We start from the raw sequence: 25,733 nt of genomic DNA, 5'->3' as shown, positions 1-25,733 counted from the left end.
GCCGGACAACAATTCGGGCGAAACAGACTCGGGATCAATATGTTTGAATGCCTAAGCGCATACTTACGGCGTGGCATTAGTGACCGACCCGCTCACCTTGAGTGCCGTGCTCACGGCGTGGCGATTCGAGCCGACGACTGCCGTCGCCGTCGTCGGTGTCGGCGCGGCCTATGCGCTCGGGGTGGTGCGTCGCGCCCGCACCGTCCCGTGGATCCGCGTGACGGTGTTCGCATTCGGGTTGCTGTGCTGGTTTTATGCGGGCTCGGGCTTCCTCGGGGTGTACTCAGACACGCTGTTCTGGGTGCGGGCGCTGCAGGTGCTGCTGTTGCTGTCGCTGGCCCCGCTGTGTCTGGCGTTCGGCAAGCCGCTGACCGTGCTTCGCGACGCGCTCGACGAACCGGCGCGAGCGCGGATGGACGCATTGCTCGACACCGGGTTCGCGCGCGGTCTCGTCCACCCGATCACCACGTCGGCGGCCATGCTGCTCACGCCCTGGCTGCTGTACATGACGGGTTGGTATCGCACGCTGCTGGAGAACGGCGTGGTCGATGCGGTGACGCGGTTACTTCTCGTGGTCATCGGCTTCGGCTACTACTACGCCAGGTTGCAGGCCGACCCGGTGCCGCACCGCTATTCGCAAGCGATTTCGCTGATCATCACGACGGTCGAGACCCTCGGTGACGGCATTCTCGGTGTGGTGCTTTGGCAAGGCTCGGTGCTGATCGCGTCGTACTACGCGGGACGCGGCTGGGGGCCGAGTCCGCGTACTGACCAGACCATCGGCGCGGGGATCCTGTGGATCCTCGGCGATGTGATCGGGCTGCCGCTGTTGCTGATGTTGTTGCAGGCATTCAGTTCCGATGAGCGTCGCAAAGAGGTCGTGGTGGATCAGGAACTCGATGAGGAGTTCGACGCCGCGCCGGCCAGCGGTTTGTGGTGGGAGAACGATCCGCAGTTGCGGGACCGGTTCCGGCGCTGAACGGTGACCCAGTGGCCCCTCCCTGTGCGTGATTTTTCACCGCCCGCGGTGAAAAATCACGCACAGGGGGCGGCGGGCACGGGCACGGGTTACTCCTCCGGCCCGCCCGGATTGCAGAATGCCTGCACGGTCGCGTCGTAACCCACCGCCGGCCGCCACGGCTCCAGGTTCCAGCTCGGCTTGTCCGGTGCGACCGCTCGCGCCCAATTCCAGTGGCAGCGAAACTGGTCGAACATGCCGGGGGTGTCAGCACCCGGTGCCAGGCGCACCACCTCGGCCCACGCCCGGTCGACGGCGCTCGGGAACTGGTCCTTTCGCCCGGCTTCGGTAGGGAAGATCATCAGCCGCTTGCCTTGGCGCGTGGTCGTCCACTGCACATGGTCGATCAGCGGTTGCCCAACGTAGGGGTCGCTGGTGGGGTACGCCGGCCGAGTGGCAGTAGTGGTGGTCGTGGTGGGAGCCGGTGGCGGCGATGCCTGCGGTGCCGACGCGCAACCAACAGCCATTGCGGCAATCAAGGCGCTCAAGGCAATCCGGGCGGGCTTCACGGTTCGAGGTCCAACGTCTTGGCGGTCAACGTTTGTGCCGCTGCACACGGGTTATTGGCATCCCCGCGGAAATGAATCCACCACTCGACCACGCCGGAGTCGGTGTCGGCGGCCATCGCACATGTGCCGGGATCGTCGCTGCGGCTGATGCTGATCGCCCGGTGATAGGAAACCTTCGCAGGCGCAACGGAATAGCCGAGGCTGGAATTCACCGTCTGCTCGCGGTCCAGTGAACCGTTGACGAACCAACCGAACGTCGCATCGACGACACCCGATTGCGCGTCGAGCCGCCATTGGCAAATCGCGCCCGACCCAACGCGTTCGCCGCCGGCCGCACCCACCGCGGCGACGACGTCGGAAACGTTCACGAGGCCGCACGGATAGCTGGAGTCGGATGGCCGGTGCGCCGTGGTGGCGACGCCGGAATCGGTTGCTGTGCAAGCGGACGCCGCGAGCGCGAGAAGCAGGACGACGCGCTTCACTGATGGCTCCGGGTCAGGCTCGACCGGGCCAGGGATTCGACGGCAGCACAGGGGTCGGGAGCCGCTAGATGTTGCACCGACCACGTGGCGTAATCGAGTCCGCTGCTCAACGACACCGAGCAGCCGCCCGGGGTACGCGCGGTGAATCCGGACAGGTCGCCGACGTGGACATCGGCGTCGGTGTCGTGGGCCACCACGGAGTCTGCCCGCGCGTCGGCGATCGGGCTGCCGCGGTACCACCACGTGCTCACGATGGTGGAATTGGGTGAATTGCCTTGTTCCCATTGGCAACCCATCGAGGTGGTCAGCACCCGGGTGAGACTGGCCATCCCGGCGTCAGCGGTCACATCCTGATCCGAAAGCGTGTTGCACAGCCCAAACGACAAGCCGCGTACCGGTTTATCCGGCAATGTCGACTGATTTGGACTGGCGCCGCAGCCTGCAACGGCGAAAGTCGCGACCAACAGCGACGCCGCGCATATGCGAATCATGTCCAGTCCCAACGAGAGTTGATCTCGACCGTTGATCATAGTGCCCGCAGCCGCAATCCAAGGCAGCATAGTGTCCGTGATCGAGCAGACCAAACCGGCAGCCGCCGCAGTTCCCGCCTGGCGCCGCCGCACCGAGGGCGAGTCGCGATGGGCCGCTACCAGCGCCATCGTCCTGGCGATTGTGCTTCAGTTGGCGCTGCCCGAGCGGCTGATGCTCTACTCCCGATACCTGCTGCCGGCTCTCGAGGCGGTCGTCCTGGTGGGTCTGGTGGCGTTCAATCCGCTGCGTATGGACAAGCGCTCGACGGCATTGCGCGCGGCCGGGCTGACCTTGATCGCGATCGTCAGCGTGGCCAACACGTACTCGGCGGCTGCGCTCGTCCGTGACGTCGTGACCAATCACAGCCATGCGGGCGCCGCACAGTTGTTGGCCAGCGGCGGGGCGATCTACCTGACAAACATCATCGTGTTCGGGCTCTGGTACTGGGAGCTGGACCGGGGTGGGCCGGCGGCCCGAACCTACGGCATCGCCAAGTATCCCGACTTTCTGTTCCCGCAGATGAGCTCGCCGCAGAACCTCAGCCCGCCGGACTGGGAGCCGGCATTCGCCGACTACTTGTACGTCTCCTTCACCAATGCGACGGCGTTCAGCCCGACCGACACGATGCCGCTCTCGCGCTGGGCGAAGCTGGCGATGATGGTGCAGTCAGCCGTCGCGCTGACCACCGTGGCGATGGTGCTCGCGCGAGCGGTGAACATTCTCGGATGAGTGGTGGTGCTCCACGCTTTCGACCGCCAGCGGCTCGCTGGGCCGCGACATCTCCTGCGTGTAGTGGCGGATGCCGAGCACGGTGCCGACGACCAGCCCGGCTCCCATGGTCGCGAGGACCGCGGGCATGAGCCACGGGACGCCGTTGATCCATTCCCCGGCGTAGTAGCCGATCATCAGCAACACCGGCGCCCACACCACCGCACCCAGGGCGCTGGCGATCGTGTACTTGCGGTGATTCATCCGGGCCGACCCGGCGACGAGCGGGCACAGCGTCCGCACCCAGGGCACCCAGCGGGACACGCACACGGCCCAGAAGCCGTGTTTGTCCAGCAGCACGTTCACGCGATGCAGATTTCGGGCGTTGATGTATTTGCCGTTGCGGCGCGCCAACACTGTTCCGCGCGCCCGGTGCCCGATCAGGTAACCCACTTGGTTACCGGCGACCGCGGCGACCATGGCGCCGATCGCCAAGCCCCAGATATGTACCGGACCCGCCGATGTCGCGGCGAGCGCGATGCCGGCCGTGATCAGCATGGAGTCGCCGGGCAGGAAGAGTCCGATGATGAGGGCGCACTCAAGAAAAACGAAGACGAGCACAACGGCCCAGACCATGGCTGGTCCAGCGGACGCTAGCGGATCAAATCCGCCCGAGGCGAAAAACATATCTCACATGCTTTTATCGACTCAGGCGTTGGAGTCGGAGCCCACTGGCTCCGGATCGGTGGGGGCGCGGCGCGACGCGACCGTTCGCTTACCGATCTCGAAGATGCCGGGCAGGATCGACACGAGCACGATCAGGATGAAGATCGCCTCGACGTGGTTGCGGATGAACGCGACGTTGCCGAGGAAGTAGCCGGCCAGCGTGACACCGCCACCCCACAGGATGCCGCCAACGATGTCGAAGCCGAGGAACTTCGGGTAGGTCATCTTCGACACGCCGGCCAGCACGGGCGTGAACGTGCGCACGATCGGCACGAATCTGGCCAGGATGATCGTCTTGGGACCGTACTTTTCGAAGAACGCGTGCGACTCGGTCACATAGTGCTTCTTGAACAACCGCGTGTCTTCCTTCTGGAACAGCGCCGGGCCGATGGCGCGCCCGATCCAGTATGCGCACTGATCGCCGAGGATCGCCGTGATCGCCACGGCCGGCAGCAGCACCCAGATGGACACCGGCGGATGCGGTTGCGCGCTCAGCAGCCCGCCCGTGAAGAGCAGAGAATCGCCCGGGAGCAGCGGAAACAGCAGCCCGGTCTCGATGAAGACGATGACCAAGATCGCCGGCAGCACTGCGTGCGCGAAGGGGCCCCCATTGGTCAACAGGTACATGGGGTCGAACCACTTCGGCATCAACGCCAGGTTGGTGGTCACTTCGGATGCTGCCAGCGAAATCACGCCGCCCAGAGTACCGGCGCGGTTACCCGGCTCGCCCGATCGTGTGGCGTATGTTTCATCAGTCAACTGCTGTGGCGGAAGGTATCAAAGTGATTAAGAGTCCATATCGGAGTTGTTGACGCCGAAAGTCGCTACGTGTCGTTGACGAGTCCATGGTCGAGAGTTTTGTCCAGTTAGACCAACAGCTGCCGCAGTTCGAGAACACCGAGTCGAGAAGGAACCCCGAATGACCAGCATCGATCAGCGTCCCCGGGCGTTGGCTCGCCAGTGCACGGTGGCGGTCATGCTTGCCGCCTCCGTCGTGCTGGGCGGCGGCGTCGCATTTGCCTCCGGTGATGTCACAGGCACACCGGCGCCGCCCCCGCCACCGCCGCCCAAGACCTATGCCTGTGGCGCCGCCGAGCAGGCCGCCAACCAGGCCCAGGCCGCGAATGACGCCAAGAACGCTGCCGACGCCAAACTTGCCGCGGACACGAAGGCCGCGAACGACGCGCAGGCCGCGTACCAGGCAGCCGTCAACTCGGGTGCGGCTTTGGACGTCCAGCGCGACCTGCAGGCCAAGGCGGCCGCGGCCGTGCAGACCCAGCAGGCGTCGCAGGCTGCCGACACCGCGGCCACCAACACCAAGCTCGCGGCCGACCAGCAGGTGACCGCGGTGGGTAACTGCCAGCTCTCCGGTATGGCCATCCCGCCGGGCGTTCCCGCGGCGCTGCCGCTGCTTCCGCCCCCGCCCGCGGCCGCGCCGCCGCCAATTGTCCCGCCGGTCGGCGGTGGTGGAGCAGCCCCCGGTGGTGGCGGTGCCGCGCCGGGTGGACTGGGAGCCTCGCCGGCTAGTGCGCCGTGCACCGGCATGACGCCGGGTGGCGGCGGTGCTGCTCCCGGTAGCGGTCCCGGCTGCGCGCCGTGCACGGAAAACATGGCACCGGGCGCGGGCGGGGCTCCCGCCAGCGGACCGGGTGGTGCGCCAACCTGTGCAGGTGCCGGTGCGGCCAACACGCCGGGTGCCGGCGTCGTCACCGGTCGCAACCCGGGTCAGACGATCCTGAATGGCGCCAACACGATCGTGCACTGGGTGATGAACGGCCTCGGTCTGGTCCTGATCCTGGGCGGACTGTTGCTGCTCGCCATGCGTCGCCGTACCAAGGCACGTGTGGGCGCGGGTTCGTCGGTGGCCGGTTCGTCGGACACTGCGGGCGAGGACAGTTCGGCGGATCCGTCGTGGACCACTGATGTCGCCGACCGGCTGTACGACGCCGGCTATGTGGCGCGCGAGAAGCTGTACGACGCCGGTTTCGTAGTGCGGGAGAAGGTGCGTCGTTGGTTCGGTGCGCCGCGTGATTAGACCCCTCGGGGCGACTGCGGCAATCCTGGTGGGGGCGGCGCTGTTGGTTGGAGCTCGGAGTGCGAGCACCGACAACGGCGGCGCCCCCACCGTTTCGCCGGTCCAGCACCCAACAACTCAACAGGCGGCCTCGCAGGTGCTCGACCCGCCACACCCGGCCGTCCTCAGCGACCGGATTCCGCAGGCCGACCCGATCTGGATCTCCATCGAACCGGGGATTCTCGACAAGACGATGATGAATCCGCACGGCATCAAGGCCATCGACGGCAAGGTGGTTCCCGTCGACAACCGGCCGGTGTTTCGCAAGGACAGCAACCAGCCCGGCACCGATTCAGCGGGCACGTCGTTCATCGTCGGCCACAACTACGTCGACGCATCCGGTGTTTTCGTGCCGTTCTCGCGGCTGGAGAAGGTGCGGCCGGGCAACACGGTCACGGTGGGCACCGCCAACGGCGTCTTGAATTACACGGTGACGCAGGTGCTTCGGGTGCCCAAGGCGCAGTTGGCGTCGCGCACGGACCTGCTGAAGAACGTGCCGGGTCGGCTGATCCTGGAAACGTGTGACACCACCCCGCAGGGACACGACACCTACGACAATCTGGTGGTCATCACCGCTTTGGCGTCGTAGCGGCGCGCGATTGGGCCTATCTTCTGACGCCGCGAAATCACGCTGGCCTAGGGTATTGGCAATAAACGTCTGAATCATGGAGGTCTGCCGCCGTGCCCATCGCAACCCCCGAGATCTACGCCGAGATGCTCGACAAGGCCAAAGCGGGGTCCTACGCGTTCCCGGCGATCAACTGCACGTCGTCGGAAACCATCAACGCCGCCATCAAGGGCTTTGCCGACGCTGGCAGTGACGGCATCATTCAGTTCTCCACCGGTGGCGCCGAGTTCGGTTCCGGCCTCGGAGTCAAGGACATGGTCACCGGCGCGGTGGCGTTGGCCGAGTTCGCGCACGTGGTGGCCGCAAAGTACGACGTGACCATCGCGCTGCACACCGACCACTGCCCCAAGGACAAGCTCGATACGTACGTCCGTCCGCTGATCGCGTTGTCGCAGGAGCGGGTGAACGCCGGCAACAACCCGCTGTTCCAGTCGCACATGTGGGACGGCTCCGCGGTGCCGATCGACGAGAACCTGGTCATCGCCAAGGACCTCCTGGAAAAGGCTGCCGCCGCGAAGATCATTCTCGAGATCGAGATCGGTGTCGTCGGCGGTGAAGAAGACGGTGTCGAGGCCGAGATCAACGAGAAGCTGTACACCTCGCCGCAGGACTTTGCGAAGACTATCGATGCGCTCGGCGCCAGCGACCAGGGTGCGCAGTACCTGCTCGCGGCGACCTTCGGCAATGTGCACGGCGTGTACAAGCCGGGCAACGTGAAGTTGCGCCCGGAGGTGCTCGCCGAGGGGCAGCGGGTGGCGGCGGAGCGTCTCGGCTTGCCTTCGGATGCAAAGCCTTTCGATTTCGTGTTCCACGGTGGGTCGGGGTCGCTGAAGAGCGAGATCGATGACTCGTTGAAGTACGGCGTGGTGAAGATGAACGTCGACACCGACACCCAGTACGCGTTCACCCGGCCGATTGCCGGGCACATGTTCGCAAACTACGACGGCGTGCTGAAGATCGACGGCGAGGTGGGCAACAAGAAGGTCTATGACCCGCGCAGCTACTTGAAGAAGGCCGAGGCGTCGATGTCCGAACGCGTGGTCGAGGCGTGCAACGACCTGAAGTCGGCGGGGAAGTCGCTGACCGGGAAGTAAGGGTTCGGCGGTCCGCGGCCGCGGTCCCAGGGGTATATGCGCTCGCCCGACTATGAGCGACAAAGTGGTGTCGGTCGCGTCGGGATCTCGGTAGTGCGGATCGCGCGCGACGGATTGTTGCTCGTAGGCGGGCGATCGCATGTACCCCGAGACAGTCGGCGGATGCCGCTCGCGAGAAACCCGGCCCCCGAAACCTGTCGGAGGGCTCCGGCATCCTCGCAACCATGCAGCCAATTCGGGGGATAAACCTGCGCTACGCGCTTACTCAGCAACTGTTCGACGAAGGGCCACAAACGGTCGCTGAGCTCGTCAAGGCTCTGGAAGAACAGGGTTTTCAATTCCCCGGCAGAGCCTCGAAAGCCGTGTCGGACGCCCTACGGTGGGAAATCCGTCGATCGCGCGTCCGCCGACTCGGCCGCAGCAACTACGGACCCGCCTATATGCCGCGCCAGACCGCCGCGCGAATCCGGGATCGGGTGGCGGCCTTGCGCAGCGCCGCCGAGGAAGACCTTTACGTCGGCGGGTCGCAGACCTTCCAGCCCTGATCGGTCTCCTCGAGGCTGAACGTCCGTGCTGACTTCGTCTGGGGCTCCGCTTTCGTGTAGGCGGTCACCTGCGCGATGGCGGTCTTGTCGGTGACCTGCACGGCATTGATGCTGGAGACCACCGGAATGTTCTTCTGCGCCACCGCGGTCTTGTACACGGCCGCGAAGTCGGCGTCGGAAATGTGGTTGTAGTAGTCCGCGAGCGGGCCGCACGAATTCTGCCGCAGCTGCTGAATGTTCCCGCTGCTCAACGCTTCCGCGAAGACCTCGATCTGCGCGCGAATCTGCTTTTCGGGTGCATTCGCCGCGTTGTGCTGCTGGATGGCATATCCGATTGCCGCGCCAGCACCACAAATGACCACGATGGCTGCGGCGGCCGCGGCCAGCCACTTACCGCGCTTCTTGCGCACCTTCGGTGGCTCGACGGGGTCGACTCGCTGCGGCATCGCCATCGGCGGGGGGAGTGGTTCGCGCGACTCTTCCGGCTTGCCTGGATCCGTCACAAGTTACCCCTCACCTTTCCAACCGCGGCTATCCGCAAGGCACAGCGTATCGAGCAGATGCGGCCGCGGGCACAATGTAGCCCATGACGTCCTTCGGTGATCTGCTCGGACCCCAGCCAATCTTGCTGCCAGACGACCACGATGATGCGGAGGTAGCGCTCCTCAACGGCACCGACCCGGCGCAGGTCGCCGCCGATCATCCGACCGCGTCCATCGCCTGGGCGTACCTGGCCGAGGCCGCGCTGAAAGCCGACCAGACCATCACCGCGTATGCCTACGCCCGCACCGGCTATCACCGTGGCCTGGATCAGCTGCGCCGAAACGGGTGGAAGGGCTTCGGCCCGGTTCCCTACAGCCACGAGCCCAACCGCGGTTTCCTCCGCTGCGTTGCGGCACTCGCTGTCGCGGCCCAACGTATCGGCGAAACCGACGAACACGCCCGTTGCCTGGATCTGCTGGAGGACTGCGACCCTCGTGCCGCGGAAGCGCTCGGTATCGAATAGTTTGGCCGCGATCGGCCAATTCGTCCCGGCGAGCCTGCGGGGCAAAGCGCGACTGCGAACGTCGCTGCGTCGGGTGGAACGCTCGGCGGCGCCGATCCTGCAGTGCTCGCTCGCCGCGGGACTCGCGTGGTGGATAGCGCACGATCTGGCCAACCACCCGCGCCCGTTCTTTGCGCCGATCGCCGCGGTCGTGTCGCTGGGTGTGTCGTTGGGTGCGCGGCTGCGGCGCTCGGTGGAGTTGGTGGTGGGCGTCGCGGTCGGGATCGGCGTCGGTGACCTGTTCATCTCCGCTGTCGGCACCGGCGTGTGGCAGATCATTCTCGTGGTCGCGCTCGCGATGAGCACCGCCGTGCTGCTCGACGGCGGCCCGGTGATCGCCACCCAGGCGGCCGGCTCGGCAGTTCTGGTGGCCACGCTCATTCCACCAGGGAACCGCGGCGGGTTCGACCGGATGACCGACGCGCTGATCGGTGGTCTGGTGGGCATCGCCGTGGTGGCGCTGCTGCCCACTCACCCGGTGCGCCGGGCACGGCGCGAAGCCGCCAGCATTCTCGGCGTCATGAGTTCGGCGCTGGCCCAGTGTGCCGACGGGCTGCTCGAGCAGAATGCCGACGAGATCGTCGTCGCGCTGCGCCGGGCCCGGGCGACGCAGGCGCAACTCGACGCCATGCGAACGTTCCTCAAGGGCGGACGCGAGATCAGCGTGATCTCGCCGATGTACTGGAGCAGCCGCAACCGACTCGAGCGCCTCACTCAGATCGCCGATCCGCTCGACAACGCCGTGCGCAACGTTCGCGTCCTGTTGCGACGGGCGCTGACACTGGTGCGTGACGACGAAATCCTCGACCCGCGATTGATCGACGAAGTGGAGAAGCTGTCCCAGGCCGCCGATGTGCTGCGGCGAATGGTCATGGCGGACCCCGGGCAGATGCCCGACCAGGCTGAGGCCGCGCGCGTGCTGCGGGAGGTTGCCTACGGTGCGCGTCCGGAACTGGTCGCCGACGCCGGGCTGTCGGCTCATGTGGTTTTCGCGCAAATCCGCTCGGCCACCGTGGACTTGATGCAAGTTGCGGGTCTCAAACGAACTTCCGCGATGGCGCTGCTGCCGCCCACCGTTCCGCATCCGGCGATCCCGCCGGCCGATCAGTAGCTAATCGTCGGCGGGTGGCCACAGCGCGGTGAGCTGTGGGCCCAGCCGGCGCAGTTCTTCGACATGCAACGCCGTGAGCCCTTCCAGACACTGCGCGCCGAGTTCGGACAGCCGAAGCCGCACCACCCGCTGGTCGGTGTCGGTGCGGGCCCGGTGCACGAGCCCGGCGGCTTCGGCCCGGTCGATGAGCCCGACGGCGCTGTGGTGTTGCAGCAGTAGGTAATCGGCGATGTCGCTGATAGTGGGCCCCCGGGGATCACTGTGACCGCGGATGGCCAACAACAACTGATGCTGGGTCGCGGTGAGGCCCGCGGCTTGTGCTTGCTGCGCGCTCCACCGCTCGAAACGGCGTAACCCGGTGCGCAGCCTGAGTAGCTGCGCATACGAGCCGTCCGAAAGTCCCACGGCGCCACGATATCGCCCCGTCGCGGCGACGGTCGCCGCTATGCCGCGCTCGGGTGGAACGGATGCACGACCCGCGGATGGCTGCAGACCAGGCAAGAGGAGGTGTTGTCGGCGTGCCTGAAAGCGAGATGGTCACAGTCCGGGCAGCGCTCGATCCGAGTTGTGCCCATGAGGCCGAGGAGTCCAAGGAACGCCATTGCGACGGTCACGATTGCCAAACCTGCCACGAGGATGATTGTCACAACGTCGACTGCGCTCATTGCTGCCACCTTTCCGTTAGTGCCCTGTACTAATAGAATACATCGTGACGCGATATTTATTCCGCAACAGTGACTGGTCGCACACTTATGGCTAGTGGCCGATCCGGACCATGTCGGCGCCGTAGATCAGCCACCACACCGGGACGCCGGAGAGCCCGAACAGCCAAAAAATCGCACTGAAAAATGCGGCGTTGATTCTCGGCACGAACAACAGCGCCATCACCGCGAGCAGGCCGATGCCCTTGTACTGATCCAGCGAGCGCTTCAGCTTCGGGTCCAGCGACGGCTCCAACGCGGTGTAGCCGTCGAGTCCCGGAACCGGGAGCAGGTTGAGGATGGTCGCCGTCACCTGCAGGAAACCGAGGAAGCTCACGCCGAACCAGAACGCCGGGTGCGACGTCGAACTACCCACGGTCGCCGCGGCGCCCAGCAAGACGACTGCGGCGAGCGCGTTCACCGCCGGCCCGGCCAGACTGATCAGCCGCTGCACCCGCGGGCTGAACCGGTCCGAGTGCACATACACGGCACCGCCGGGCAGGCCGATCCCACCGAGCGCGATGAAGGCCACGGGCAGCACGATCGACAGCAGGGGATGGCTGTACCGCAGCGGGTTGAGCGTCAGGTAGCCACGCACCTGCACGTCTTGATCGCCGGCCCGCCAGGCCAGATACGCGTGGGCGAACTCGTGCAGGCAGACCGTGACAATCCAACCGAACACCACGAGCAGCACCACGCCGATCCGTGCCGCAGTGGACCCGACGTCGCTGCGCCAGGCGATCACGCCGCCGGCGACCGCGAGCACGAGGACTCCGAGAAAGACCGGGCTCGGCCGTATCAACGCACGAGCAGCCACGGTTCGTGGTGGCGGTAGAACGCCGACCTGCGCACCGGTCGCTCGCTGGGTATGCCGTCGCGTTCAACGACGGCGGCGCTGCTACCCAACTGGACCGCCCGTCCGCTCACCCAGCGCCCGCGGCGCAATGGCCCGCGCTCGACGCGCGCGCGCACGCCTGGCATGTCCGCGCACGGCGAAACATGCAGGGCGGCAACGGTGCCGGTGAACAGTTTGGTGTCGTCGACGTACGCCTCGCCCTCGACGGCGCCGCCTTGCGGTCCGGTGATCGTCGCCGTACCGACGAGCGCCACGCCGGTGTCGTCGCGAATCAGCGGATGCTCCTTGGGTTTTCCCTGCAGCGCGCGAGTCGCGGCGGCCGCGCCGGTGCCGATTCTGTACACCTTCGCCGCGATGGAGTCCTCGTCCGGGACGAGCGCGAGGGCTATCTGCAGTCGCTCGGTGCGCAGCAAGCGGGTCAGCACAGCGGCGAACGCGGCATCGCTGCCCACGACGATCAGTCGCTGTTCGGTCTGGGTAGACAGTTGCGGCCAAACGTCTTCCAGGTCGGCGTCGGTCGGAATCGCTTCGGCCGGCATGCACATGAGCGGCGCCAGCGCGATAGGCAGGGGAACGTCGCCGCACCGCAGCACGATCGAATTCACTCCCCGCTCCTTCCTCGCTCTGGGTACGACTGGGTGCACGGTGGCCGCTGGCGCCGCGGGGTTAGCCACGTTCGCCCCGGGTAGTCCTTCATCAGCGTCCGATGCATGGAGTCGACGAGGTCACGTGGGACGGGCGGATGTGTCGTACCCCGGTGCCACCATAGACCTCAGCGGCACCTGCAGAAGGCCAGCGGGCAGCAGATGAGCGACACAATTGCATAAAGGTCTCGCCGGACGTCGCCGCGAAGCGCAAATCAAAGCTTTACGGCGACGAGAAAATTGGGATTAGCGGTGGCTAGAGGTGAATAGCGATGGTCGGATTAGACGTTCGATTGGTTAACAATACCGACGAAGAATTGCAGCTCGATGATTCATCGTTAATGCCGGAGTTGTGGCCGAAGGAATCTCAGCTACCTGTGCGCATTGCCGCCCACGCGGCCGCCACCGTGCACGCCGTGCCGCAATCCGGAAGCGAATCGAAGGCAACGAGGAGCCGACTGGACGCCAGCGTCGCCTACCGCATCGGTGGTGACCCGGATCGTGTTGTCTATTTGCACATCCTGGACGCCCCGCCATCTCCCATGGCCGTGCCCGTCGAGGTGTGGTCACCGCCGACGTGTCGGGCCTCGATCGCGAGGATCCGCGGCGGATCCGCACGCGGCGGAGCGGACGTCGAGGTCAAGTTGTGCCGGCTCACGCGCGCCGCGATCCACCACACCGCATCGACCGCCGGGCGCCGGCATTGGGGCCACTGGCCGCACCTGCACTAGACTGTTCTTCCGGCCACTGCCCGAGAATCGGCAGGAACCTGCAGTTTCATACCGTGCTGCGCGTTGAGAGCGCGTTGGATGCCAGTCCACCCGCGTGCCAACCCGCCGACAGTAGGAGAAGTTGATGCCGGCAATTGTGCTGATCGGCGCGCAATGGGGCGACGAAGGCAAAGGCAAGGCAACCGACCTGCTCGGCGGGCGCGTGCAGTGGGTGGTGCGCTACCAGGGCGGCAACAACGCCGGCCACACGGTGGTATTGCCCAACGGCGACAACTTCGCGCTGCACCTGATTCCGTCGGGCATCCTGACGCCGGGGGTCACCAACGTGATCGGCAACGGCGTGGTGGTCGACCCGGGCGTGCTACTCGATGAACTCGCGGGCCTGGAAAACCGCGGCGTGGACACCACCGGCCTGCTGCTCTCGGCGGACGCGCACCTGATCATGCCGTACCACGTCGCCATCGATAAGGTCACCGAGCGATTTCTCGGCAACGCCAAAATCGGCACGACCGGCCGCGGTATCGGTCCGTGCTACCAGGACAAGATTGCCCGGGTCGGAGTGCGCGCGGCAGACGTTCTCGACGAAAAGATTCTTACCCAAAAAGTCGAGGCCGCACTCGAATACAAGAATCAAGTGTTGGCGAAAATCTACAATCGCCGCGCGCTCGATCCGCAGCACGTCGTCGACGAGGTGTTGGAAAAAGCAGAGGGATTCAAGCACCGCATTTGTGACACCCGGCTCGCGCTGAACCTGGCGCTCGAGCGGGGTGACACCGTGTTGCTGGAAGGGTCGCAGGGCACGCTGCTCGACGTCGACCACGGCACCTACCCGTACGTGACGTCGTCCAACCCGACCGCGGGCGGGGCGGCCGTCGGCTCCGGCATCGGGCCCAACCGGATCACCGCGGTCATGGGCATCTTGAAGGCCTACACCACCCGCGTCGGCTCGGGCCCATTCCCGACCGAACTGTTCGACGAGCACGGCGAGTACCTGGCCAAGCAGGGCGGCGAGGTCGGCGTCACCACCGGCCGGGCGCGGCGCTGCGGGTGGTTCGACGCGGTGATCGCGCGCTACGCCACCCGGGTCAACGGCATCACCGACTACTTCCTCACCAAGCTCGACGTGCTGTCGACGCTGGACACCGTGCCGATCTGCGTCGGCTACGACGTGGACGGCCAGCGCCTCGACGAGATGCCGATGACGCAGAGCGACTTCCACCACGCCCGCCCGATCTTCGAGGAGATGCCTGGTTGGTGGGAGGACATCTCGCACGCGCGGGTGTTCGAGGATCTGCCGCGCAATGCGCAAAACTACGTCCTTCGCCTCGAGGAGCTTTCCGGGGCGCGCATTTCGTGCATCGGCGTTGGCCCCGGCCGGGACCAGACCATCGTGCGGCACGACATCCTGGAGTAATCGCTTGTGCGTGTTTTTTCACCGCCCGCGGTGAAAAAACACGCACAGCGGGGAGCGGGCGACTTCGCGTCTGCACCACACGGTTCGCGTTCTGTCCGAGGGGAGCGAAGCGCTTACTAGAGATGCGAACTGCCGCGCGGTGGATTGCACGAGCGCGGTGTGCAACCGTGGAGCGGTGACCGATTTCGCCGGACCGACTCGCCCGCTGACCTGGCGCATTCGTGGGCCGAGGTGAGGAGGGTTCTGGGCCGCCTCGTCGTTGCCGGCCTCTTCGTGGGTCTACTTATTGCGTTTTTGGTTGGCTGGGGCCTCGCCTACAAGTATCTGATCGGTACGTTCTGTGATGGACAACCAATGGACTCTGCCGACAGGTGCACCGTTTTCACCGTGGGCACGAGCCGGGTGATCGAAAAGTTGAACCCGCAGCGTGGCTTGCCAACGGGCGTGGCACTTCCGTTCACGTCTCCTTCGTACTTGGGTGATATCCGCATAGATGTCTACACACCTGCACAGATGCGTGACTTGCACCGCGGTAAGGGCTACCTAGGAGTCGGGCTTGTAGCGCTGTCCGTCTTCATCTTGGGTACGTGGGCCTACCGCGACGCCCGATCCGGGCGCGTCGGCCGATCGGTCCGGTCACGTCATGACGGCGGCGACAAACATGACGGCGGCGACTAGAGGACTGCTCAACCGCCGCTTACCCACGACCGTGCTGCTTGCTCGACTCCACCTGCAGTGCCAGGCACACTGCCGCGGCGTCGGCGGGCCGGTTCAACTGCCGGCCGGTCTGTTCCTCGATGCGGCGCAGCCGATACCGAATGGTGTTGGGGTGGCAGAACAATCGCGAGGCGGCCTTGGTGGTCGAGCCGCCCGCGTCGATCCATACCCGAAGCGTTTGCAGCAGCATTTGGCGCTCGTCGTCGGGTAACGCATTCAGCGGTGCCAGCACGTTGGCCGCGACGCGCTGCATCACGGCGGGCGCACTCACCGCGGCGATACCCACCGGGTTCTCCTCGAACAGCGACACGGTTCGGCCGGGCAGGCCACTGGCCACCGTCAACCGCGCCAACTCGAGCGACTGACCCGTCTGCGTCAGGTCGTCGAAAATCGGGCTGACGCCGATTCGGCTGTCGGCGTGCTGCTGCAAGAGCTTGATCAGCGATTCATAGGACTCGCCGGATGCATCTTCACTGTCGAGTGCGACGATGCCGACCTGCAGCTCGGGCAGCAGCCGCCACGCTGATCGGATGCCATGCTCGCCGAGGACCGCGGCGATGTCGTCGAGGGCCAGCCGCCCGGCCGCGGGCAACTCGGCGGCGACCACCACGTATCTGCCCGTCGTCGGAAGACCGAGCAGGTCGGCGGCCTCCCAGAGGGTCTTGCGGTCGGTGATCGACCCGGTCAGCACTGCCTCCGCCAGCGCCGCGCGTTCGGTCTCCTGGCGCACGATCTGGGCCGTCATCCTGCGGTTGTAGGCAGTGGCCATCTCGTGGGTGAACAGATCCTGGGCGACCATCGCCTGGGCCGTCGCTTCGAGCACCGTCTCGTTGGGCACGTCCAGCCGGCGTGCCTCGGAAACGACCTTCTCCCACATGTACCGAAAGCCCACCCGGTAGGCCGCCATGACGGTCGCCAGCGGCACGCCCGACTGCGCGCGCTGGGTGCCGGTCTCGGCAGCGGCCGTCGGATCGGGTGGAGTGTGCTCGGCGAGCGCGGTGAACACGTAACGCAGGTTGGCAGTGCAACTGTCGCGCAACTCGGCGATGGAGACGGCGGTGGCGTCGCGGTAGAACGGGATCCGCTCCCGAACCACGTCAGCCATGCCGCTGCCGTGTTCGGTAACCCGGGCAAGCAGCGTCTTGGCCAGTGTCGCTAGCGCATCCTCCACGCGGTCAGACTACGAGCCCTGGCAAGGCCCAAATGCCCCGTTGTTGCCGCCCACAGCGACAACCCGCAGTTTTGTTCGAACCCACAACGTGATTCCTCGACGGGCGACAGGCAGTTGGTCGTAAGTTCACAAACGCAGCACCTTCACATGTGATGGGGGTTTTCCATGTCCGCAGCATCCGAATCAATCGCCGACACGGTTTCGGCATTGCGCACGCGTAGTTCCGACGACAGATCCGGCGCCCAAGAGGCCGCGTGGGCTCAGATCGTCGAATTGCAAGAGCTGGCCAAAACCGACAAAGACACGGCCGACGAGCGGCTCAACGAACTGTTCCGTCTCGGCGGCCCGGTGCGCGATCTCGACGGACCGACCGACGGCATCCTCGTCATGACGACGACCAACACCGCGACCGATGCGGCGGTCAAGCTACTCACCAGCATGTGGATGCCGTGGGACGGCAAGCGCTTCGACGCCGCCACCGGTACTGGCGACAACCGGATGACCGACAGTTCAGCGGTGGTGTCCAAGCTGATCTGGCCGCTGTATTCGATGAAGAAGGCGGACAAGGGCAAGCTGGCGTTCGATTTCAAGACCTACGTCGAAGCGGGCAAGGACGACCCGGACCGCGAGGTCATGGTGATCGACTATGCCGACATCGAATCCAACCCGACGCTGATCATCCGCAGCATCCGCGACGAGCTTGTCGAGATCGTGCCGGGTGCCTACCTGGGCAAGATCCTGTTCCGCCTGCCCAACGGCAACTACTCCAAGATCGGTTACTTCGCGCTACGCACCTGAGCGCGCCCGTTTGTCCGTCTTCCCTATTCAGCCCACACCGAAAGAGCTTTCCGACATGCAGTGGTATGAGCACCCCTCCCTCGTTCTGCAACTGGCCAACCTGTCCAAGCTGCGCGTCGACCTGCGCGAAAAGAACCTCTTCGAGGGCGAGGGCATTCGGCCCGACGAGCCCATCCACCCGCTGACGCCCGAGGCCGAGCGCGCCCGGACGCCAGACGGCGACTGGAACGACCTGTCCTGCCCCATGATGGGCGCACGCGGCACCGGCTTCGGTCGCAACGTCCCGATCGAGCAGACCATCGTGGACAAGAAGCGCCTGCTCACCCCGGACCCGCGCGAGATCAGCCGCAAGCTCATGGCTCGCGACACCTTCAAGCCCGCCGGCATCATCAACGCGCTCGCGGCGGCATGGTTGCAGTTCGAAAACCACAACTGGTTCTTCCACGGCAACGGCGTGCCGGGCCGCAACATCGAGATCCCGCTGCAAGACGGCGACGATTTCCCCGAAAACCCGATGCGGATCCGGGAAACCATCCCGATGAAGGGGGAGATCCGCGACGGGTGCCCGGCACCGGTGTTCGCCAACACCGAGTCGCACTGGTGGGACGGGTCGCAGGTGTACGGCAGCGGCGCTGAGAAGCAGAAGTACGTGCGCACCTTCGTCGACGGCAAGATCAAGGTCGACGAGAAGGGCCGGCTGCACGAGAGCGAGATCCCCGGCATCGACATCACCGGCTTCCAGGAGAACTGGTGGGTGGGCCCGGGGCTGCTGCACACCCTGTTCTCCCGGGAACACAACGCCGTTTGCGACGCGCTGAAGAAGGCCGACCCAAGCCTTACCGACCAGCGCCTGTTCGAGCTCGGTGTGCTGGTGGTTTCGGCCCTGATCGCCAAGATCCACACGGTCGAGTGGACCACGTGTATCCTACGTCACCCGGCCTTGCAGATCGGCATGAACGCCAACTGGTACGGCGCGCTCGGTGAGACGTTCCGCGACCGAATCGGCCGCGTCGGCGACAGCGAGGTGCTCTCCGGCATCATCGGTTCGCCAACCGACCACCACGCCGCGCCGTTCTCGCTCACCGAGGAGTTCGTCTCGGTCTACCGCATGCACCCGTTGATCCCCGACGACTGGTCGTTCTACTCGTTGGAGTCCGGCGAACTGCTGCAGGAAAAGACGTTCACCGAAATCCAAGGTGCCGCCACCCGTGAGGTCATGGACAGCATGGGCATGGGCGACATGTGGTATTCGTTCGGCCTGGCCAGTGCGGGTGCCGTCTGTCTGCACAACTACCCCAACGCGCTGCGCAGTCTGCACCGCCTCGACGGGCAGATCACCGACCTGGCCACCCTCGACATCGTTCGAGACCGCGAGCGAGGGGTCCCGCGGTACAACGACTTCCGCGAAGCCCTGCGCATGCCGCGCCGCAAGCGGATCGAGGACATCACGCCGAACAAGCAGTGGGCCAAGGAGATCAACGAGATCTACAACGGCGACGTGGACGCGGTGGACCTGCAGATCGGTATGCAGGCCGAGCAGCCGCCGAAGGGATTCGGCTTCTCCGACACCGCATTCCGGATCTTCATCCTGATGGCGTCGCGCCGGCTCAAGAGTGACCGCTTCTTCACCAAGGACTTCCGGCCCGAGGTCTACACCAAGACCGGCTACGACTGGGTGAACAACAACGGGATGAAAGACGTTCTGCTGCGCCACTACCCGGAACTGCAACCGGTGATCGGCGACGTGGAGCGGGTCTTTGCGCCGTGGCCGGCGCTCGGTTCGCCGTCTCCGGACAAGAAGCACATCATCATGCGGGCTGCGGACACGGTCAAGGCCTACATGCCGTTCGGGAGCTGAGGTGTCCGGAACGGAGTTGCGGCACGCCTCCACCGTGGATGGCGTGCTCTTCACCGCCGTGGTCGGGGTGCCCAGCGTTGTGCAGGGATTGTTCACCAAGCGTGAAAAGCCCACCCGGCTAGCGGGATTGGTGGGTGGTGACCAGCACACCTTCCGGACGGTTCGCGGGCTCGTCAACAAGTACGGGCCCGAACCGTTCTTCATTCGGATGGCCACCGACGAGGTTGTGCTCGCTCATCACCCAGACGACATCAAGTTCGTGCTCGAAGGATCTCCGGATCCCTTCGCGTCCGACTTCGGCAGCAAACGTAAAGGCATGGTGGCGTTTCAGCCCGAGGCGCTGACGCTGTCGCGGATGCCCGTCTGGGAGCAGCGTCGGCGCTTCGCCGAGGCGATCCTGGACACCGGCAAGCCGTTGCACCGCCTCGCCGAGCCCATGCTCGCGGCCGCGAAAGAGGAAGCGAACCACATCCTCGACCTCTCGCAGCAGCGAAAGGTCAAGTGGTCCGACATCAACGAGGCCTTCCAGCGGCTCACGCGCATCGTCGTGTTCGGCAAGTCCGCCGCCGACGACACGGCGATCACCGCCGCGCTGAAAGACCTGATGGGACAGGCGAACAACACGCCCGGCAAGACCAGTGACGACTACCCGGCGTTCATCAAGCGGGTCCAGCACTACCTCGATCGCGCGGAGTCGGGCAGCCTGGCCGGGCTGATCGCCGACACCGCGGTGGACGGCGTGGATCCCGCCGGGCAGGTGGTGCACTGGTTGTTCGCCATGGGAGACACCTTGGCCGCCAACGTCACTCGCGCGCTCGCGCTACTCGCCACGCACCCCGACCAGCGCGCGAAGGCGGTGTCCGAGGTGCAGGTGTGCGACTTGGACAGCCCCGCCGCGGTGGCGTCGTTGTCGTATCTCTCGGGTTGCCTGCTCGAGGCGATGCGGCTGTACCCGACCACCGGTCTGTTCGGCCGGGTGGCCATCCGGGATGTCATGCTGCCCAGCGGCAAAGTCATACCGGAAGGCACACAGGTGCTGATCCCGAATATGTTCGCTCACCGCAACGCCGACATTGTCAGCTATGCGGACCGCTTCGCTCCCGAGGAATGGGCTTCCGGGGATGCCGGGTCCAACTGGTCGTTCAACTTCTTCAGCCACGGCCCGCAGGGCTGCCCGGGTGCCGGAATGGCGATCTTCCTCGGCACCGCGTTTCTGGCTCAGGTGTTGAATTCGGCCACGCCGAAGGTATCTGGCACCACGGCAAAGGCCGGACGGAAGCTGCCGTACGGCATGGACCTGTACCCGTTGGAGTTCGAGTTCGTCTAGCACGCGACGAACCGCCCGGGGTTGCGCACGCCGTACCCCGGGCGGCTGCGGGAAAAGCGCTAGTGCTTGCCCGGCTTGGGCTTGCGCCGCGACGGCGGGCCTTTGCCGATGGTCTTGTCGCCGCGATCGTTGTCGTCCCAGCCGCCAGCGTTGTAGCCGGTGAGGTCGAAGCAGGTGGTTACGAACTGCGAGCCGAACGGCGTCAGTTCGATGCTGCGATAGATCGAGATCGTCTTCTTGATGTGTTCGGTGATGGCCATCGCGACCGGTTGCGCCTCGATCAGCGCGTAGCGGCGGAAATCATCGACCGGTTCCTTCGAGAAGTTCAGTAGACCGAGCCGGTTCAGGTTGGCGAAGTAGTGATGATCTCGGTCCTGGTAGCGACAACCGGCCATTTCCGCGATCATGCTGATCCCGCCGGCCAGACGCTTGGATCCGACTTGGAACAGCGATTTGGTGCGAATGTCGATCACCGGTTGTGGGCCGGCGACGGCGAGGAAGCGCAGGATGCGCGCCTCGTCCGGGGTGAGTTCGTTGAGGATACCGGAGAAGGACGGATGCACGTCGCGCGGCTGATATTGGGCCTTGTGCGAGACGCCCAGTAGCTTGTCGCCGCGCCTGCGCAGCTGAGCCGCGGTGTGCGGACTCTCTTCGTCCACCAGGGCATCGACGCTGTCGCGCGACCCGAAGACCGGTGCGGCTGCTTGCCGGACGCGTTGCAAACCTTCGTCGACGAAGCCGGTGCTGGCCGCTGCCTGTTTCGCGATGGTCGTCGCCGTGTCGACGGGGCTGGTCAGCGCCGACAGCGCCTTCCAGAATCCGCTTCCGGCCGACCGCGCAAGCTCGGCGGCCGCCATGGCGCTCGCGGTCGCGTCTTTGGCGAGGCGGGCGGCATCCGCGACCTCCTCGTCGGACGGCGGTTCCGGCGACGGCCCTGACGCGCGTGACTCCGTCATAGTGTGTGATTGTAGGTTCGAATGTGACGAACTGCGCTTTTTCTCGGCTGGGACATCTCGCGCCTCATTTCAGGTCCCGAAGATCAGGATGTGCACGGCACCCACGAGAATGCCGAGCAGACCGCCGTGGACGTAAAGCAACCATGCATCTTGCTCGATGGCCGCGTACAGCATCTCGCCGAACTCGTCGGCGGGCAGCGCCCGAAACTTCTTGGTCGCGAACTTGTTGATTCGTTTCGCCTGCTTCTTGTTGAACTTCGGATCGGAGAACACCGTCGGGGCAAATTCGACCACCGCGGTACCGGCGCGATGCTCGAGCGCCGCCACATCGACGAGTCCCAGCGACCTTCCGGCGGTCACGGCGACCGGAGTCAAAATGCGGTTCACTTCCTCCGACACCGCCTCCTCGATAAACGCGAGTGTTTTGTCTGCGCTCGCGCCATGAAGCAGTTCGTGCGAGAAGTTTTCGACGGTGAGCACCTCGACGGAAAGCATCTTCGATAATTGTGCGGCGGCCTCGTATTGCCGTCGCGGAAACAGTCCTTGCTTCCACAGATACTTATAGCGAGGCGCCGGTTCACCCGGTTCGAACACCACCTTGATGGCGATGATGTTGACGACCACACCGATGATCGCCGCACCGATGAGCACCCAGAGCCACGCCGGTATCGCACTGAGCACCGGCGGGTGCGCGGCGTGCAACCACGTCAGGTACAGCGCCAGCGGAATTCCGAAGAGGAACCCGAGCGCGCCGATGCGCACCATGAAGCGCAATTCCGGGACAGCCATGCCCTGGATGATGTCGCGCAGCACTTCGGGATTTTTGCGGAGGTGATTGACGGTCATCAACTTCACGTCGAGGAGCTCGTCGATATTTTCGCCGATCTTGGCGAAAGCGCGCCGGGAAATCTGCGGCAATTCCGCGTCGATGGTGCGCAGAGCGGTTTCCCGAACTGGACCCGGCAGGGAATTCCACAACTGCGGATGCTCGGCTTCGATGACATCCGTGGCGAGTTGGCGGATTTCCGGCCGGGCGGCGTCGGCGAGCGTTTGCGCTAACCGGTCGGGATCCAGCTCATGGTAAAAGTCCTGGATGCTGCCGATGCGGGCGATGGATTTGTCGACGATCAGGCTCGACATTTTTTCCGCGCGGCAGGGGATGAAACCCTGGAAACCCAAGATTCCCTCCGGCGCGAAGATCGGCAGAATTTGCACCTTGCGGGGCAGATAAGGAAAAAGCGATTTCAGTCCCGGCACGTAAAAGCCAGTGAACCGGACCGGCGCGAACAGCATGATGACGCCGGTCCAGTTGGTAATGAGTCCCGCGATTGCACTGAAGATCGGAATGCTGACGATGTCGACGACAAACTTCGACTGTCCGGTCAGCTCCTCCCAGTCGATAAAAGTTCCCGCGGCTAGGACGTCCATTCCCATCGACCGCCTCCTCGGCGCTGAGTCGCAGCTCGGCTCATTCTAGGTCTCGAGGTCGCTTGCCGGTAAGGAAATCGCAACCGTAGCAACGCAAAACCGATTCAATTCAGTCAAGACCGAATAACGCTTGGTGCGTAAATCCCGCAACGCCTTCTATTTCCAGTAGTGCGCGCTTGGTCGCGGTCCCGCGAAATGCCGAAAATCCGCCGATGCTGTTTCCCGCGCCCAGCCCCCGGTGGCACGGAATGATAAGCGGAATCGGGTTGCGCCCCAAAGCTTGTCCGACAGCCTGGGCGGCACCGGGGTGACCGATCTGCCGCGCCACCTCGCCATAGCTGAGAGTTCGGCCCGGATCGATGCGGCGGGTCACGTGATACACGGCGCGGTCGAAGTCGGTGACACTGTCGAGATCCACGTCGACCCAGCGCAGGTCATCGATGGTTCCGCTGACGTGCCCGCAGATGCCCGCTACGACGTCTGCCACCGGGCCGGACGCGGCGGGGGTGGCTCCGTAAACCCGGGCGAGGCGGCGTGCCACCGCGTCGGGCCGGCGCTCGGGCAGCCCAACAGCGAGGATCCGCGGCGAGCTGTCGTGGTCGTGCCACGCGAGCCCGCACGTCCCGATCGCCGAGTCGAACAGCGTGTAATGAGCCATCGGGGCCAGTATGCGCGCGGCCACCGACAAGAACGGCGCGAACTATGCGGTGCTGGCGCCGCGCACCGCAGCGGTGCCGGTGAAAGCGGGGGCGACCTCGTCTACGGGCAGTGGCCGGCCGTACAGGTAGCCCTGGGCGAGCGCATAGCCGAGCCGGGTGAGCGCGCTGGCCTGATCGGTGGTTTCCACGCCCTCGACGATCACGGGCAGTTGCAGGGCGGAACTCAATTGGGCGATGGCCTCGAGAATCGGTGGCGCGCACGTCGCCGAGGTGATCTCGGCGGTGAACGAGCGATCGAGCTTGAGGAAGTCCGACGGCAGGGTCTGCAGGCGGCTCAGCGACGAATAGCCGGTTCCGAAATCGTCGATGGCGATCCGCACCCCGTGGCTGCGCAGTTGGGACAAGTTGGCAACCGCGGTGGGGCTGTTGACATCGAGGACGCTTTCGGTGACCTCCAGCACGAGCTGACGGGCCGGCCAGCCCGTTTCGCTGATCAGCTCGGCGACCCTGGCCGCGTAGTCGGCGTCGGCAACCTCCAGGCCCGAGATGTTGACGTTGAGCTGCAACGGCCGGTCCGGCACCCGCCGCTGGAGCTGACGCAGGTCGGTGCAGGCGCGCTGCAGAACGAACCGGTCGAGTTCGCCGATCAGGTCGTTCTCTTCGGCGGCCCGCACAACCTCGAGCGGGGTCGCGTCTGGAAACGTGGCGGGCTTCCAGCGCATCAGTGCCTCGACGCCGATGTAGCTGCCGTCGGCCAGGCTCACGATCGGTTGGTAGTAGACGTCGATGGCCTCACGCTGCAGCGCTTCCCGCAACTCGACCGCCAGTGGTGGTCGCAGTGAGGATTCCAGGACGGTTCGGTTGCGGCCCGCCTGCTTGGCGCGGTACAGACCGGCATCCGCGCGGTGCACGAGGAAGGACACTGATTCCCCGGGCTGCCAGGACGTCACACCGGCCGAACAGCCCATCGAGATTGCGGCCCGCAGACGATCGGTGAACGCGATCGCCTCTTGCTCGCCGAGGTTGGGAAGCAAGAACGCGAACTCGTCGCCGCCGAGGCGCGCGATGGTGTCCCGGGGGCCGGCCAGCTGGCGCCAGGCATCGGCGATCTGCACCAGCACGCTGTCCCCGGTGCGGTAGCCGTGCTGTGAATTGATGGCACTGAACCGGTCGACGTTGACCAGCGCAACTGCCGGTCGCGCGCCGGTACGGGTGGCGCGGGTGATCTCCAGGTTCACCATCCGGTCGAAGCCACGGCGGTTGAGCAGCCCGGTGAGCGGGTCGATATCGGCCTCGGCGGCGAGTCGGCCGAGGATGGCCACCACGATGCCGACCGCGATCGTGGCCCCGGCCGTGATCATGCCCGACCACCACGGCAGGTCCCCGCGCAAGCCGAGCGCCAACAGGCAGCACACCACGGCGAGTCCGATTTCCACGCTGGCCCCGGACATGGTGAAGAAGAACGCGGCGTCGCAGGCGATGAACACGTAGAACGTCGCCACGGCGAGCGCGGCGACGGGACTGGTCAGGCTGGCCACGGCGACGGTGATCAGCAGGGTGGCGACGCCGACGAAGGCGAGGTGATAGCGCGGTGGCATCTCGGCGCCGCGAGCGAGCAGGACGGCGCCGCAGCCAACGGTGACGATCAGTGCGCCGTAGACAGGCAACAGGCGGCCAAGTTCCTGGGGCATCAGGAGCGTGATGGCAAAACCGAGGAGGCCGCCGATCAGGAACAATGCGCCTGTGGTACGCGCCATGACCGCAGACGTCGCGACGGCCGGCTGCGACCGTTTAGCGCCGTTTGGTTTCAGTTTCACGTCTGCATCCAGATTCGCCGTCGGATGAAAGCCGGCCACCACAGGCTCGAGCGGCCGGGAACGTGTCATTGCAACAGCCTATAGACAGTTGCGGATGCACATCTAGTTTCTTAGCGCGGTTACAGACTTCAGGTTTGATATCAAACCCGCTGAGCAGCGCAGACCTTCTTGGATAGGCTGCGTCG

The 25,733-nt window shown here is 65.3% G+C and carries 29 protein-coding genes; 14 read left to right on the top strand and 15 right to left on the bottom strand.

Annotated features, from left to right (window positions below):
* Positions 1–70: 70 nt before the first annotated feature.
* Positions 71–979 (top strand): cytochrome c oxidase assembly protein, encoded by a 909-nt coding sequence (locus tag FOS14_RS20700; protein ID WP_143772724.1) that lies wholly within the window; start codon positions 71–73, stop codon positions 977–979.
* Between the two features lie 89 nt (positions 980–1,068).
* Here the strand turns inward: FOS14_RS20700 and FOS14_RS20695 are convergent, their stop codons facing one another.
* From FOS14_RS20695 to FOS14_RS20685, 3 genes are read right to left on the bottom strand one after another with little or no spacing between them, the layout of a single operon-like run.
* Positions 1,069–1,527, bottom strand: a complete 459-nt coding sequence (locus FOS14_RS20695; RefSeq protein ID WP_255450492.1) for a DUF2599 domain-containing protein — start codon at positions 1,525–1,527, stop codon at positions 1,069–1,071.
* A complete protein-coding gene (locus FOS14_RS20690) occupies positions 1,524–2,009 on the bottom strand; it encodes a DUF3558 family protein (protein WP_185981867.1) in 486 nt (161 codons plus the stop codon). Before FOS14_RS20690 ends, FOS14_RS20695 begins: the two co-directional genes overlap by 4 nt.
* Positions 2,006–2,500 (bottom strand): DUF3558 family protein, encoded by a 495-nt coding sequence (locus tag FOS14_RS20685; protein ID WP_185981866.1) that lies wholly within the window; start codon positions 2,498–2,500, stop codon positions 2,006–2,008. The genes FOS14_RS20690 and FOS14_RS20685 overlap by 4 nt, the downstream gene beginning before the upstream one ends.
* Positions 2,501–2,576: 76 nt before the next feature.
* On the opposite strand from FOS14_RS20685, the gene FOS14_RS20680 reads away from it, so the two are divergent.
* On the top strand, positions 2,577–3,269 hold the full coding sequence (locus tag FOS14_RS20680; RefSeq protein WP_255450491.1) for a hypothetical protein: 693 nt from the start codon (positions 2,577–2,579) through the stop codon (positions 3,267–3,269).
* Here the strand turns inward: FOS14_RS20680 and FOS14_RS20675 are convergent.
* Together FOS14_RS20675 and FOS14_RS20670 are read right to left on the bottom strand one after the other, a co-directional pair.
* Positions 3,207–3,935 (bottom strand): DedA family protein, encoded by a 729-nt coding sequence (locus FOS14_RS20675; RefSeq protein ID WP_143772721.1) that lies wholly within the window; start codon positions 3,933–3,935, stop codon positions 3,207–3,209. The genes FOS14_RS20680 and FOS14_RS20675 overlap by 63 nt on opposite strands.
* A gap of 21 nt (positions 3,936–3,956) precedes the next feature.
* Complete coding sequence (locus FOS14_RS20670; RefSeq protein ID WP_143772797.1) at positions 3,957–4,643, bottom strand: VTT domain-containing protein; 687 nt, start codon at positions 4,641–4,643, stop codon at positions 3,957–3,959.
* Between the two features lie 250 nt (positions 4,644–4,893).
* Between FOS14_RS20670 and FOS14_RS20665 the strand changes: the two genes are divergently transcribed.
* The 4 genes from FOS14_RS20665 to FOS14_RS20650 all read left to right on the top strand — a co-directional run bounded on the left by FOS14_RS20665 (position 4,894) and on the right by FOS14_RS20650 (position 8,315).
* Positions 4,894–6,009 (top strand): hypothetical protein, encoded by a 1,116-nt coding sequence (locus FOS14_RS20665; RefSeq protein WP_143772720.1) that lies wholly within the window; start codon positions 4,894–4,896, stop codon positions 6,007–6,009.
* A complete protein-coding gene (locus FOS14_RS20660; RefSeq protein ID WP_143772719.1) occupies positions 6,002–6,637 on the top strand; it encodes a class F sortase in 636 nt (211 codons plus the stop codon). The genes FOS14_RS20665 and FOS14_RS20660 overlap by 8 nt, the downstream gene beginning before the upstream one ends.
* A 92-nt stretch (positions 6,638–6,729) precedes the next feature.
* A complete protein-coding gene (gene fbaA / locus FOS14_RS20655) occupies positions 6,730–7,770 on the top strand; it encodes a class II fructose-bisphosphate aldolase (RefSeq protein ID WP_143772718.1) in 1,041 nt (346 codons plus the stop codon).
* Positions 7,771–7,994: 224 nt separating this feature from the next.
* Positions 7,995–8,315 carry a hypothetical protein gene (locus FOS14_RS20650; protein ID WP_143772717.1) on the top strand — a complete coding sequence of 107 codons (321 nt, stop codon included), beginning with the start codon at positions 7,995–7,997 and terminating at the stop codon, positions 8,313–8,315.
* Here the strand turns inward: FOS14_RS20650 and FOS14_RS20645 are convergent.
* The gene (locus FOS14_RS20645) at positions 8,282–8,818 is read right to left on the bottom strand and encodes a hypothetical protein (protein ID WP_143772716.1); all 537 of its coding nucleotides are present in this window, start codon (positions 8,816–8,818) and stop codon (positions 8,282–8,284) included. The two genes, FOS14_RS20650 and FOS14_RS20645, sit on opposite strands and share 34 nt — an antisense overlap.
* A gap of 83 nt (positions 8,819–8,901) precedes the next feature.
* On the opposite strand from FOS14_RS20645, the gene FOS14_RS20640 reads away from it, so the two are divergent.
* Entirely contained in the window at positions 8,902–9,321 is a 420-nt protein-coding gene (locus FOS14_RS20640; protein ID WP_143772715.1) for a DUF3151 domain-containing protein, read from the top strand.
* Position 9,322: 1 nt separating this feature from the next.
* Positions 9,323–10,471 (top strand): aromatic acid exporter family protein, encoded by a 1,149-nt coding sequence (locus FOS14_RS20635; RefSeq protein ID WP_143772796.1) that lies wholly within the window; start codon positions 9,323–9,325, stop codon positions 10,469–10,471.
* Here the strand turns inward: FOS14_RS20635 and FOS14_RS20630 are convergent, their stop codons facing one another.
* From FOS14_RS20630 to FOS14_RS20615, 4 genes are all read right to left on the bottom strand, one after another.
* Positions 10,472–10,876, bottom strand: a complete 405-nt coding sequence (locus FOS14_RS20630; RefSeq protein ID WP_143772714.1) for a MarR family winged helix-turn-helix transcriptional regulator — start codon at positions 10,874–10,876, stop codon at positions 10,472–10,474. It abuts the gene before it with no gap.
* Positions 10,877–10,914: 38 nt separating this feature from the next.
* Positions 10,915–11,136, bottom strand: coding sequence for a hypothetical protein (locus tag FOS14_RS20625; RefSeq protein WP_143772713.1), 222 nt, complete (start codon positions 11,134–11,136; stop codon positions 10,915–10,917).
* Positions 11,137–11,227: 91 nt separating this feature from the next.
* Positions 11,228–11,989, bottom strand: a complete 762-nt coding sequence (locus FOS14_RS20620) for a site-2 protease family protein (protein WP_143772712.1) — start codon at positions 11,987–11,989, stop codon at positions 11,228–11,230.
* Positions 11,971–12,633 (bottom strand): hypothetical protein, encoded by a 663-nt coding sequence (locus FOS14_RS20615; RefSeq protein ID WP_255450489.1) that lies wholly within the window; start codon positions 12,631–12,633, stop codon positions 11,971–11,973. The genes FOS14_RS20620 and FOS14_RS20615 overlap by 19 nt, the downstream gene beginning before the upstream one ends.
* Positions 12,634–12,944: 311 nt before the next feature.
* Here FOS14_RS20615 and FOS14_RS20610 point away from each other — a divergent pair, with 311 nt between their 5' ends.
* The 3 genes from FOS14_RS20610 (at position 12,945) to FOS14_RS20600 (ending at position 15,495) form a co-directional block, all read left to right on the top strand.
* Positions 12,945–13,403, top strand: coding sequence for a hypothetical protein (locus FOS14_RS20610; protein WP_143772711.1), 459 nt, complete (start codon positions 12,945–12,947; stop codon positions 13,401–13,403).
* A gap of 124 nt (positions 13,404–13,527) precedes the next feature.
* On the top strand, positions 13,528–14,817 hold the full coding sequence (locus FOS14_RS20605; protein ID WP_143772710.1) for an adenylosuccinate synthase: 1,290 nt from the start codon (positions 13,528–13,530) through the stop codon (positions 14,815–14,817).
* A 159-nt stretch (positions 14,818–14,976) separates the two neighbouring features.
* On the top strand, positions 14,977–15,495 hold the full coding sequence (locus tag FOS14_RS20600; protein ID WP_143772709.1) for a hypothetical protein: 519 nt from the start codon (positions 14,977–14,979) through the stop codon (positions 15,493–15,495).
* Between the two features lie 19 nt (positions 15,496–15,514).
* Here the strand turns inward: FOS14_RS20600 and FOS14_RS20595 are convergent, their stop codons facing one another.
* Positions 15,515–16,705, bottom strand: coding sequence for a CdaR family transcriptional regulator (locus FOS14_RS20595; RefSeq protein WP_255450488.1), 1,191 nt, complete (start codon positions 16,703–16,705; stop codon positions 15,515–15,517).
* A 165-nt stretch (positions 16,706–16,870) separates the two neighbouring features.
* Here FOS14_RS20595 and FOS14_RS20590 point away from each other — a divergent pair, with 165 nt between their 5' ends.
* The 3 genes from FOS14_RS20590 to FOS14_RS20580 are packed head-to-tail and all read left to right on the top strand — an operon-like array spanning position 16,871 to position 20,688.
* A complete protein-coding gene (locus FOS14_RS20590; protein WP_143772708.1) occupies positions 16,871–17,503 on the top strand; it encodes a hypothetical protein in 633 nt (210 codons plus the stop codon).
* A gap of 55 nt (positions 17,504–17,558) precedes the next feature.
* A complete protein-coding gene (locus FOS14_RS20585) occupies positions 17,559–19,361 on the top strand; it encodes a peroxidase family protein (protein WP_143772707.1) in 1,803 nt (600 codons plus the stop codon).
* A 1-nt stretch (position 19,362) separates the two neighbouring features.
* Positions 19,363–20,688 (top strand): cytochrome P450, encoded by a 1,326-nt coding sequence (locus FOS14_RS20580; RefSeq protein WP_255450487.1) that lies wholly within the window; start codon positions 19,363–19,365, stop codon positions 20,686–20,688.
* A gap of 59 nt (positions 20,689–20,747) precedes the next feature.
* On the opposite strand, the gene FOS14_RS20575 is transcribed toward FOS14_RS20580, so the two are convergent.
* The 4 genes from FOS14_RS20575 to FOS14_RS20560 all read right to left on the bottom strand — a co-directional run bounded on the left by FOS14_RS20575 (position 20,748) and on the right by FOS14_RS20560 (position 25,617).
* Positions 20,748–21,644, bottom strand: coding sequence for an Abi-alpha family protein (locus tag FOS14_RS20575; protein WP_143772706.1), 897 nt, complete (start codon positions 21,642–21,644; stop codon positions 20,748–20,750).
* 69 nt (positions 21,645–21,713) lie between these two features.
* On the bottom strand, positions 21,714–23,078 hold the full coding sequence (locus FOS14_RS20570) for a hypothetical protein (RefSeq protein WP_370512275.1): 1,365 nt from the start codon (positions 23,076–23,078) through the stop codon (positions 21,714–21,716).
* A gap of 103 nt (positions 23,079–23,181) precedes the next feature.
* On the bottom strand, positions 23,182–23,730 hold the full coding sequence (locus FOS14_RS20565) for a methylated-DNA--[protein]-cysteine S-methyltransferase (protein WP_143772705.1): 549 nt from the start codon (positions 23,728–23,730) through the stop codon (positions 23,182–23,184).
* 42 nt (positions 23,731–23,772) lie between these two features.
* The gene (locus tag FOS14_RS20560) at positions 23,773–25,617 is read right to left on the bottom strand and encodes a bifunctional diguanylate cyclase/phosphodiesterase (protein ID WP_143772704.1); all 1,845 of its coding nucleotides are present in this window, start codon (positions 25,615–25,617) and stop codon (positions 23,773–23,775) included.
* Between the last annotated feature and the right edge of the window lie 116 nt (positions 25,618–25,733).

This window comes from Skermania sp. ID1734, assembly GCF_007489285.1.
Classification (GTDB): Bacteria; Actinomycetota; Actinomycetes; order Mycobacteriales; family Mycobacteriaceae; genus ID1734.
The sequence above is the reverse complement of the archived record's forward strand: the minus strand, read 5'-3'. Positions and strand labels throughout refer to the sequence as shown.